The organism is Roseovarius sp., from assembly GCF_048262375.1.
Lineage (GTDB): Bacteria > Pseudomonadota > Alphaproteobacteria > Rhodobacterales > Rhodobacteraceae > Roseovarius.
This window is the reverse complement of the sequence record NZ_JBLXFE010000047.1, coordinates 1-10255: the sequence shown is the minus strand read 5'-3', so window position 1 is coordinate 10255 and position 10255 is coordinate 1. Positions and strand designations below refer to the sequence as shown.

Genomic DNA, 10255 nt, shown 5'->3' with positions numbered 1-10255 from the left:
GCATCCCGGCCTCCTGCTCCTTGATCATCCCGATTATCTGCGCCTCCGTGAAACGGCTCTTTCTCATTCATCTGCTCCTTCGCGGTTGAGCAGACTCTACATCAGACTGAGGGATCTCGCGGGGGGCAGGTCAGAAGCGGTATGAGTTGATCCCCAGCACGGTGTCTGATTGGCGGCGGATGGCGCGGCAGGGCAAGCTGGTTTTGCCAAACCTGGATGGCATGGATTTTGTGCCTGTTGAGATCGAGGCACCTGTGCCGTCAGCCCAGCCTCTTCCCACCCCATCAACCGGTACAATTGACGTGATCAACGGCGATGTCACCGTTCGTTTTGATGCGTCAACGCCAGCGGCGCGGATCGCCGAGATTGCCCGGGCTTTGGCTACGTGATTGTACCCTCACATAAGGTCCGGATATTTGTGGCCAGCGATCCGGTGGACTTCCGCAAAGGCCATGACGGGCTTGCCGCCTTGGTACAGAGCCACCTGCGCCAGAAGCCCTTTGATGGGTCGGTCTATGTGTTCCGGGCCAAGCGCGCGGATCGCTTGAAGCTGATCTACTGGGACGGCAGTGGGCTGGTGATGGCCTACAAACGGCTTGAAGATAACAGCTTCACATGGCCCGCGGTCAAGAACGGGGTGATGCGCCTGGAACCGGCCCAGTTTGAGGCGCTGTTTGCGGGGTTGGATTGGCGGCGCGTGCGCCCTTTGGAGGTGGCAGCCCCAGCTGCGGCGGAGTGACTCACGGGGTCGTTTGCGCGGGTCATTCTGCCCTTGTTTTGTTATGAGATGGGGCATGACTGTGCCTGACAAATTGCCCGATGACATTGCCGAACTGAAGGCCATCATCCGTGCGCAGCAGGATCAGAATGCGCGGCTTGAGGCCTTGGTCGCCTCGTTCAAGAAGGCGCTCTTCGGGGCCAAATCCGAGAAGATTGACCCGGCCCAGTATGAACTGGAACTCGAGGATATCGAGACCGCCATCGCGCAGGTGGAAGCCGAGATCGACGCGGACGAGCGGACCGCGCCCGTGCGGCCCCCAAAGCCGCGCCAGACCAATCGCGGATCACTACCCAAATATCTGGAACGGGTTGAGGTGGTCATTGAACCCGAGCGATCCTGCGCCTGCGGAACTGAGCGTCACGTCATTGGCGAGGATGTCAGCGAACGACTGGACATCATCCCGGCCCAGTTCCGGGTGATTGTTGCCCGCCGCCCAAAGTACGCCTGCAGGTCCTGCGAAGGCGGGATCGCCCAAGCTCCGGCGCCAGCCCATATCATCGCAGGCGGCATGCCGACCGAGGCCACTTTGGCACATGTCTTGGTCTCCAAATATGCCGATCACTTGCCGCTCTATCGACAGGCCCAGATTTACAGCCGCCAGGGGATTGATCTGGATCGCTCAACCCTGGCCGCCTGGGTTGGCAAGTCGGCGTTCGAATTGACCCCGGTCTATGATGCGCTCATGGCCGATCTGAAGCGCTCCACCAAGCTCTTCATGGACGAAACACCCGCACCCGTTCTGGCACCCGGGCGCAAACGCACCAAAACCGGATACTTCTGGGCGCTGGCCCGTGATGACAGGCCTTGGGGCGGTGATGATCCTCCCGGAGTAGCCTTCACCTATGCGCCCGGACGATCCGGCCAGCATGCAGACAATATTTTGAAAGGCTTCAGCGGTGTCCTCCAGGTCGATGGATATGCTGGTTACAACCGCTTGCTCAAACGCCCTGCGCAGGATGTGACGCTGGCCTATTGCTGGGCCCATGCCCGCCGCAAACTGCATGATGTGACCCAATCTGGCGCAGCTCCAATCGCGCAGGAGGGCCTGGCTCAAATCCAGGCACTCTACCGTATCGAAAAAGACCTGCGCGGCCTGCCTGCCGATCAACGGCACGCTGCACGACAGGACCGCTCAAAACCCATCATCGACGCCTTCGAGCTCTGGCTCGTCCAGAACCGCGCCCGCGTCTCGGCAAAATCGCCGACCGGAGAGGCCCTGAAATACATCGCTAAATACTGGGAAGGGTTATGCCGGTTCCTCGACGACGGTCGCATCGAACTGGATTCCAACGCCGTCGAGCGCACCATCCGTCCCATCGCCCTCAACCGCAAAAACGCGCTCTTCGCAGGCCATGATGCCGGAGCGCAAAACTGGGCCGTCATCGCATCCCTGATCGAGACCTGCAAACTCAACGGGATCGAGCCCCATGGCTATCTGTCCGGTGTCCTGAAAGCCATAGCAGGCGGGCACAAACAAACCGATATCAACCAGCTGCTGCCCTGGAACTACGTCAATCCGGTGTGAACGGCGCACCGCTTACGCCTCAGCGCCCAATTGGGGAATTTTCATCCAGCCGTTTTGGGGAGATTACGTCCAGCACTCACACCATCCGGCAGGACTTCTTCCTGGCGCGCTCGTTCCGGAACATGGACGATCTCAACGACCAGTTCGACGGCTGGCCAAGAGAGGTGGCCAACCCACGTGTGCATGCCACGACCCGCCAGGTGGTGGACGAGGCCTTCGCCGAGGAGGCGTCGAGCCTGACGCCGCTTCCGCTCATTCCCTACAGCGCCGTTTTGACCGTCGAGCGCAGGGTCAGCAAGGATGGGATGCTCTCGATCGGCGGCAACTTCTACTCCGTCCCCGACACCGCGCGGCGGCGGACACTCGAGGTCCAGCACCACGCGACGGAGCTGCGGATCTTCGAAGAGGGTCACCTCATCGCCCGCCATCCGGTACTTGAGGGCAAGGCTCGTCGGCGGGTCGATCCGGCGCACCGAAAGGCTCCTCCGCAGCGACCAGCTCTCCTGCCGACATCCCAGGGTCTGCGACGGCCGCTGGACTTCTACGATGCCGTGGGACGCCGCCTAGCGGCCGAAGGGGCTCGCTCATGACCGAACTACTGGACCGCATCCGCGGCGCGCTGGTGGGCTTGAAGATGCCCCGCGCGCTCGAAGCTCTCGAGCATACCCTGCAACAGCTCGAGAGGGGCGAGATCACCGCCATCGAAGCGATCGACAGCCTGCTGAGCGAGGAATACGCGACGCGGGAAACCCGTCGCATCGATGTCGCGCTGCGCACGGCGAAGCTGCTGCCGGTCAAGACTCTCGAAAGCTTCGACTTCAGCTTCCAGCCCTCCCTCGACCGGGAGCGGATCGCGGCGCTGGCTCAACTCGACTTCATCCGTCGGGCCGAAGTTTTGCACTTCCTCGGGCCGCCGGGCACCGGAAAGAGCCATCTGGCGACCGCGCTCGGCGTTGCCGCGGTCAAGGCGGGCAAGAGCGTTTACCGCGCGGCACTGGCCGATCTGATCGGAGCGTTAACCCAGGCCGAGCGGGAGGGGCGGCTGGCCGAGAAGATCCGCTTCTACACGCGGGCCTCGCTGCTCATCGTCGACGAGATCGGCTACCTGCCTATCAGCACCGGTGGCGCCAACCTGTTCTTCCAGCTCGTCAACGCCCGCTACGAGAAAGGCGCCATGATCCTCACCTCCAACCGCGGCTTCGCTGAATGGGGAGAGGTCTTCGGCGATCCAGTCGTCGCCACCGCGCTCCTGGACCGCCTCCTGCACCATGCCGTGGTCATCCAGATCGAAGGAGCCAGCTACCGTCTGCGCGGCCATGCGGACCTCATACCCGAGCACGTGCGGGCTAATGCACCAATCGCTCCGCCGCCGCCTCCGAAACGCCGGAGACGACCGCCCAAAACCAGAAACGGAGCTGCCGATCACTGAAAGCCGGCTGATCACCGGACCCGAACAAGTGGGGAGTTTTACTTCGGCACTTCTGGGGAAACTTCACGCGGCGTTGACAGATGCCTTCCAAGAAGGTGCCGGACGGCGTTATGACCACGCGCAAGTTCAAGCAGATCGTGTCCTCAATCCGAGAAATCGGGCTGATCGAGCCCTTGTCGGTGATCAAGCCCGATCCGGATGCGCCGGGGTTTCTACTGCTGGATGGCAATCTGCGAGTTCTGGCACTGAAGGAGCTGGGCCAAGACACGGCGCCTTGTCTGATCGCCAAAGATTTCGAGACCTACACGTACAACCACCGGATCAACCGGCTCTCGACGGTGCAGGAGCACTACATGCTGCGCCGCGCCATCGACAAAGGTGTCAGCAAGGAACGGCTGGCGCGGGCCTTCAACGTGAACCTTTCAACCATCAACAGCCGGATCAACCTACTGCACGGAATTTGCCCCAAGGCGGTGGAGCTGCTTCAGGATCATCAGTTCACGCCAGATGTGACCCGGCATCTGCGGAAGATGAAAGCCGCGCGACAAATAGAGGCGGTCGAACTGATGATCGCAGCGAACACGATTACAGCGGCGCACGCAGACGCCCTCCTCAAAGCCACGCCGCCAGAACAGCGCACCGACTACAAGCCACCACAACCGGAAAAGCCCAAGGGAGACCCGCTGGAACAGATCGTCAAGCTCGAGCGCGAGATGAGTCAGGTGCAGGAGAAGTACAAGCATGCCGAAGAAAACTACGGGTCTGAGCTTCTGAACCTCGTCGTCGCCAAGGGCTACCTGAAAAAGCTGATGGAGAATGAGGCCGTGCGGTCCTACGTGGCGCGGCACGCGTCCGAGATCCTTGAGCAGTTCGAACTGGTGCTGAACACCGTCAGCATGGAGGAAGCAGTGGAACAGGCTGAGCGCGAGGAAGGGTCGAACGAGGTCTGGTCGGCAGAACAAACCCTACCAGATGGAAGTGATAATGACGCACCATAGGACTGGGGACCGAAAGATAGTCCCAACTGATCTGTTTGGCTTGGGATCAACCGCCAGCATGTTTGCTCAACTGTCCGATCAACAGGCGTCGTGGTGCGCTGTCTCGAGAGCCAATCGCCATGCCCTCTTGGGGCCGATGACCAGCCGCCGCATGAACCGGCCTTGCGCTGACGGGGTCGTTCAGTTATGAACTTCTTACATGACCAGACTACATGTTGGTGATGCGTATCAGCGCAAAATGCAGTCTGCCGGCTGAGTGAGGCTCCGCGGTGGCTTGTTCACTCGGAGCGTGGCTCAGCTTATGCGCTGGTAGTGTCAAAAACTTCTCGGCAATTTCAGTTTCTCGCTTGTTTGCGCGCGCAGCATTTGCTACCGCTCAAAACTGAGCGATGCGGAAATTGTTCTCGACATCAGATTCTCATTCAACAAGGCGCCTCACAGGCAGTCCTTGTGCGGTAGCCTGAAAAAATCCCAAAATGACCAGCAAGCGCACCAAGCTGCAGGAAGACACGCATTTTCGCGTGCTTCGCCTCCTGCAAGAAAACCCGGAGATGTCACAACGAGAGTTGGCTGAAGCAGTTGGGGTAAGCGTTGGAGGCATGCATTACGTGCTGAATGCCCTGATTGAGAAGGGCTTGGTTAAGTTGGGGAAATTCACTGCGGCAGAGGACAAGCGCCGATATGCGTATGTCCTGACCCCGAAAGGCATCAGGGAGAAGTCGTTGATTACCGGCAGGTTCCTGAAGCGTAAACTGGCGGAATACGAAGCCCTGAAGGCCGAAATTGAATTGCTGCAGGATGAGCTTACCGAAGAAGGCAAACCCGGCGCCATTGGCAAGAATTTCTAGAAGTCGTTTTGCGCGCGGAGAGTTATCAGAGATAAAGACATGCAGAACATTTCAAAACCTGTTGAGGGACCTAATCTGCGCCTGCGGTTGATCGACCCGGATGATTCCGCATATGTGTGCGGCTTGCGCACCGATCCTGCCTTGAACCAGTACTTGTCCACGGTCGACGGGACGGTCCAGGATCAACGGCGCTGGATTGAGACTTATAAGGATCGTGAGGCGCGAGGAGACGAGTTTTATTTCATCATCGAGCGACGCGATGGCCTGCCCTGCGGGACCGTGCGGCTTTACGAAATAACCGCCGAACACTTCACTTGGGGCAGCTGGGTACTTGACGCAAGGAAACCACGCAAGGCCGCGCTGGAAAGCGCTCTTTTGTCGTTCGGGTTTGGGTTTCATTATTTGGAACTCAACGTAGCGCGTATCGACGTCCGGGCCGACAACGACCATGCAATCGCATTCTATCAGCGTTTAGGCATGACTGAAATCGGGCAATCTACCGATGAGATCGAATTTGAGTATACGCGCGCCCAGTACGAGGCGGACAAGCCGGCTTATTTAAAAATAATCGAAAACGAGGACAGCGAATGACTGGCATTTCTTCCGACGCGATCGTTCCAGGCTCCGCGAAGATCGATGCCTCGGTGACAATCGGGTCACGCGTCGTACTCGCTGGGGATGGGATCGAGTTGCATGCGGGTGTACAGTTGGATGCGGCATGCGTCGTAGGCGCAAACGTCACCGTGGGGCAAGGTGCTTGGGTCCGGGCTGGCGCGGTCGTGCTCCGCTCGGTCCCCCCAAACTCGATCGTCGAAGGCAATCCGGCACAGGTCGTTGGTTACAGAGAACGGACCGGCGCGGACAGCCTGCCAGACCCGCGCCAAATTGACATAAGCACACATGATCACGTCACCAGGCCGGCGCGCGTGCCCCTCGGTATAGGTGACTGCGCCCTCTATCTAATGCGGCGCATCGAGGACGCGCGCGGTGGCTTGACGGTGGGCGAAGTGCCTACCGAGGTGCCTTTTTCTCCGGCCCGGTATTTTGCCGTTTTTGATGTACCCTCGGTGGAGTTGCGCGGTGAACATGCCCACAAGCACTGTCAGCAGTTCCTGATCTGCCTGCATGGGTCCTGCAGGGTGCTACTCGACGACGGAGACCGCCGCTGCGAAGTGACGCTGGACCGGCCGGACATGGGCGTGTTCATGCCCGAGATGATTTGGGGCACCCAATACCGCTACAGTCCTGATGCAGTGCTGCTCGTTTTCGCATCGCGGCCCTACGAAGCCGACGACTACCTGAGGACCTACGAGGAATTTCTGGCAGAGCTCGAAAGGACGAAAAAATGAAAGTCCCTTTCTTAGACCTAGGCGCCGCCTACCGTGAATTAAAGCCAGAAATTGATGCGGCAGTCCAGCGTGTGCTCGAGAGCGGCTGGTACATTCTTGGCCCCGAGGTCGAGGCATTCGAAGCCGAATGGGCCGCGTATTGCGAGGCCAAACACGGGGTGGGACTGGCAAATGGGCTTGACGCGCTGACGCTGGCTCTGCGCGCGCTCGATATTGGACCGGGTGACGAGGTCATTGTGCCCTCGAACACCTACATCGCGACCTGGCTTGCCGTCACCAAGGTGGGCGCGACGCCTGTGCCCGTCGAACCCGACCCGGCGACGTACAATATCGACCCAGCGCGCATCGAAGCGGCGGTGACGCCACGGACCCGCGCCGTTTTGCCCGTCCATCTTTATGGGCAACCGGCAGATATGGACCACATCTTGAACATAGCGCGGCGTCACGACTTGCGCGTCATAGAAGATGGCGCGCAAGCGCATGGTGCACGTTACAAGGGCCGCCGCATCGGAGCCCATGGCGATATTGTCTGCTGGAGTTTCTACCCTGGAAAGAACTTGGGCGCCCTTGGCGATGCCGGCGCTATCACCACAAACAACCCCGCCTTGGCGCAACGCGTAGCCGTACTGCGCAACTATGGCTCAAGCCGGAAATATGTGAATGACGAGCAAGGCGTCAACTCGAGGCTCGACCCGATCCAGGCCGCGGTCTTGCGCGTTAAACTTGCGCATCTCGCCACGTGGACAGAGCGCCGCCGCGCAATCGCATCTGTTTACAGCGAAAATTTGCAAGGCACCGACTTAATCCTGCCGCAAGTGCCGAATTGGGCAGAGCCCGTCTGGCACCTTTATGTCGTTCGTCACGGCGAGCGCGAGGCCCTTCAGGCCAAGCTGAACGAGCAAGGTATCGGGACTCTCATCCATTATCCGATCCCGCCACACATGCAAGACGCCTACAGCAACCTTGCCATGCCGCCCGAAGCATTCCCATTGGCACGCGATCTTGCCACCCATGTCCTGAGCCTACCGATGGGGCCCCATCTCTCTCTCGAGGGCGCGAAAAAGACCATATGCGTACTTAAAAATGCCGTCTGACTTTGTTGGCAACCAGATGGGCGCGATTTTTTTGGACGGGTCATTTCTTATTTTCGATACCAACTCAGCTAATTCGCATGGATATCGTCAAAGCCCCGTTAACGGTTTTAAAGCAAATCTCTGCTTGCAACTGGTACGTAACGAACAGAGTTCGTGCTCCATTCAATGCATCCGGTGCAGACCCCGCACCATAAATCGTACGTATTTGACAAATTAAAGTGAACAAACAAGTGGCTGCACCCGATGCCTGAAACAGCACGCGGATTACTTCGGTCTATGGCCGTAATCGGGACCGCCCAAGGCGCAAGCATTGTCATTTCGATCATTCGGATGAAACTTCTAGCCCTTATGCTGGGTCCTACTGGCGTAGGCCTGCTTAGCATCTATTCGAGCTTACAAGACATGTCGTCTCAGGTCGCTGGTTTGGGTGTGAACTCTAGCGCAGTTCGGGAAATTGCTAGTACGCGCGGAGACGAAGTGACCCTTAGTCGCGTGCGATGCGTGCTTATGGGCGCCCATCTCATTCAGGGCGGATTGGCAATGGCTGTCATTTGGATCCTGCGAGAGCCTATCTCGATTTGGCTTTTCGGCGATGAATTTCGTGCGTCGGAGGTTGGACTTATCGGTGTGGCAGTCTTTCTGACCCTGGTGTCGCTGGCACAGACGGCATTGCTGCAGGGTCTGCGAAGGATCGACGACCTCGGTCGCCTAACTGTATTGAGCGCACTCGTGGCAAGCATCAGTGGACTTTGGGCTGTTTGGATCTTGAGAACAAGTGGCTTGATCTGGTTTGTGCTAGTTTCGCCGCTTACTTCAATGATCATAGCCTTCTATTTCGTCCGTCGCCTGCCGACCCTAGCAGTCAAAGACCTTCCGATCGCAACGATTTGGAGCATCTGGAAACCTATGGCCAAGTTGGGACTTGCCTTTATGCTTGGCGGCCTTGCTTCAACTGCGACCCTGCTTATTGTTCGCGGACAGATCGCACATGATTTGGGGCTTTCGGAAGCAGGTCAGTTTGCGGCCGCCTGGAGCATCACAATGACGTATGTGGGATTTATGTTCACGGCTATGGCAGCGGATTATTATCCTAGACTGTCTGAGGTAATTAAGGATCGTACGGCAACCATAGCCTTGATGAATATGCAGGCGCAGTTTGGCTTAGCCATTGGTGGGCCTTTCCTTCTTCTTTTAATCGGCAGTGCGCCAGTTTTGGTCCCGTTAATGTACTCGTCGGAATTTTTATCTGCTGTCGAGCTGCTTCAATGGCAAGCGGTGGGCAACGTTTTCAAAATTGCTGCTTGGGCTTTGGGCCTTGCCGTAGTTGCATCCGCTCGCAGCATGGTATTTATCCTTCTACAGCTGAGCTTCAATGTGCCGTTCTTGTTGATGCTTTTTCCTACACTTTCATACCTAGGCGTTTTAGCAGCTGGGCCCGCTTTCACTATAGCATACGCACTACACTTTTTAGCCACTTGGGCTTCTGTACGGTATCTACATGGTTTTCGCTGGCAATCTCCAACTCTTGGTCTGTTGATGTTGCATGTGGGCCTTGCCTCAGGGCTTCTGATACTCGCCCTTTATCATCCACTCGCCGCCACAGTGATTTCTCCGGTCCTTGCCCTTGGGGCCGGGATTATCGGACTGCGCATTGTTGTTGCGAAAACAGGCTCCGAGACCCGGTTGGCACGAGTTTTCTCAAGAGTCGGTTGGCCAGTGGGGGATAATTGACCTGCCACTGAACTTTCATCCAGCCGCGACCGGAGCCCGATTGGTGTTTACGCCAATCGGCGCAGGGTGAGCAATCGCCCGACGCGCGGAGCTATCATCTCGCGCAGCGGGGCGGGCGATTGCGGTGGTCAGGGTCCGCGCGTAATCAGCAGGGGTCTGATAGTCCAAGGCCGAGTGCGGGCGTTCGGTATTGTAGTCGGCGGCCCAGGCCCCGATCACGATCCGCGCGTGTGCTAGGTTGCGGAACATCGTCTCGTTGAGCAGCTCGTCCCGCATCCGGCCATTGAAGCTCTCCACGAAGCCGTTCTGCATCGGCTTGCCTGGCGCGATGTAGTGCCACTCGATCCGCTGGGTGGCAGCGAAGGTTAACATCGCGTTACTGGTCAGTTCGGTGCCGTTGTCAGAGACGATCATCCCCGGCTTTCCGCGGCGCTCGATCAGGGCCGTCAGTTCACGCGCCACTCGGCGCCCCGAGATGTAAGCGCTCAGTCGTAGCCCTA

At 58.5% G+C, this 10255-nt stretch carries 12 protein-coding genes; 11 read left to right on the top strand and 1 reads right to left on the bottom strand.

Annotation, left to right across the window (positions count from 1 at the left end; genetic code table 11):
* Positions 1-179: 179 nt before the first annotated feature.
* The 11 genes from ACN0SW_RS19795 to ACN0SW_RS19745 all read left to right on the top strand — a co-directional run bounded on the left by ACN0SW_RS19795 (position 180) and on the right by ACN0SW_RS19745 (position 9755).
* Complete coding sequence (locus ACN0SW_RS19795; protein WP_417729626.1) at positions 180-389, top strand: hypothetical protein; 210 nt, start codon at positions 180-182, stop codon at positions 387-389.
* On the top strand, positions 386-739 hold the full coding sequence (gene tnpB / locus ACN0SW_RS19790) for an IS66 family insertion sequence element accessory protein TnpB (protein WP_417729625.1): 354 nt from the start codon (positions 386-388) through the stop codon (positions 737-739). Before ACN0SW_RS19795 ends, tnpB begins: the two co-directional genes overlap by 4 nt.
* Positions 740-794: 55 nt before the next feature.
* The gene (gene tnpC / locus ACN0SW_RS19785; RefSeq protein ID WP_417729624.1) at positions 795-2306 is read left to right on the top strand and encodes an IS66 family transposase; all 1512 of its coding nucleotides are present in this window, start codon (positions 795-797) and stop codon (positions 2304-2306) included.
* 122 nt (positions 2307-2428) lie between these two features.
* Positions 2429-2896: a Mu transposase domain-containing protein gene (locus tag ACN0SW_RS19780; RefSeq protein WP_417729623.1), complete on the top strand. Its 468-nt coding sequence runs from the start codon at positions 2429-2431 to the stop codon at positions 2894-2896.
* Complete coding sequence (gene istB / locus ACN0SW_RS19775) at positions 2893-3735, top strand: IS21-like element helper ATPase IstB (protein ID WP_417729622.1); 843 nt, start codon at positions 2893-2895, stop codon at positions 3733-3735. Before ACN0SW_RS19780 ends, istB begins: the two co-directional genes overlap by 4 nt.
* Positions 3736-3845: 110 nt before the next feature.
* Positions 3846-4733: a plasmid partitioning protein RepB C-terminal domain-containing protein gene (locus ACN0SW_RS19770; protein ID WP_417729621.1), complete on the top strand. Its 888-nt coding sequence runs from the start codon at positions 3846-3848 to the stop codon at positions 4731-4733.
* 476 nt (positions 4734-5209) lie between these two features.
* Entirely contained in the window at positions 5210-5581 is a 372-nt protein-coding gene (locus ACN0SW_RS19765; RefSeq protein ID WP_417729620.1) for a MarR family EPS-associated transcriptional regulator, read from the top strand.
* Positions 5582-5620: 39 nt separating this feature from the next.
* The gene (locus tag ACN0SW_RS19760; protein ID WP_417729619.1) at positions 5621-6172 is read left to right on the top strand and encodes a GNAT family N-acetyltransferase; all 552 of its coding nucleotides are present in this window, start codon (positions 5621-5623) and stop codon (positions 6170-6172) included.
* Positions 6169-6930 (top strand): WxcM-like domain-containing protein, encoded by a 762-nt coding sequence (locus ACN0SW_RS19755; RefSeq protein WP_417729618.1) that lies wholly within the window; start codon positions 6169-6171, stop codon positions 6928-6930. Before ACN0SW_RS19760 ends, ACN0SW_RS19755 begins: the two co-directional genes overlap by 4 nt.
* The gene (locus ACN0SW_RS19750) at positions 6927-8024 is read left to right on the top strand and encodes a DegT/DnrJ/EryC1/StrS family aminotransferase (RefSeq protein WP_417729617.1); all 1098 of its coding nucleotides are present in this window, start codon (positions 6927-6929) and stop codon (positions 8022-8024) included. The genes ACN0SW_RS19755 and ACN0SW_RS19750 overlap by 4 nt, the downstream gene beginning before the upstream one ends.
* Positions 8025-8267: 243 nt before the next feature.
* Positions 8268-9755: an O-antigen translocase gene (locus ACN0SW_RS19745; protein WP_417729616.1), complete on the top strand. Its 1488-nt coding sequence runs from the start codon at positions 8268-8270 to the stop codon at positions 9753-9755.
* A gap of 15 nt (positions 9756-9770) precedes the next feature.
* Here ACN0SW_RS19745 and ACN0SW_RS19740 read toward each other — a convergent pair.
* Positions 9771-10255, bottom strand: a 485-nt coding sequence (locus ACN0SW_RS19740; RefSeq protein ID WP_417729615.1) for an integrase core domain-containing protein, incomplete at its 5' end; no start/stop codon positions are given.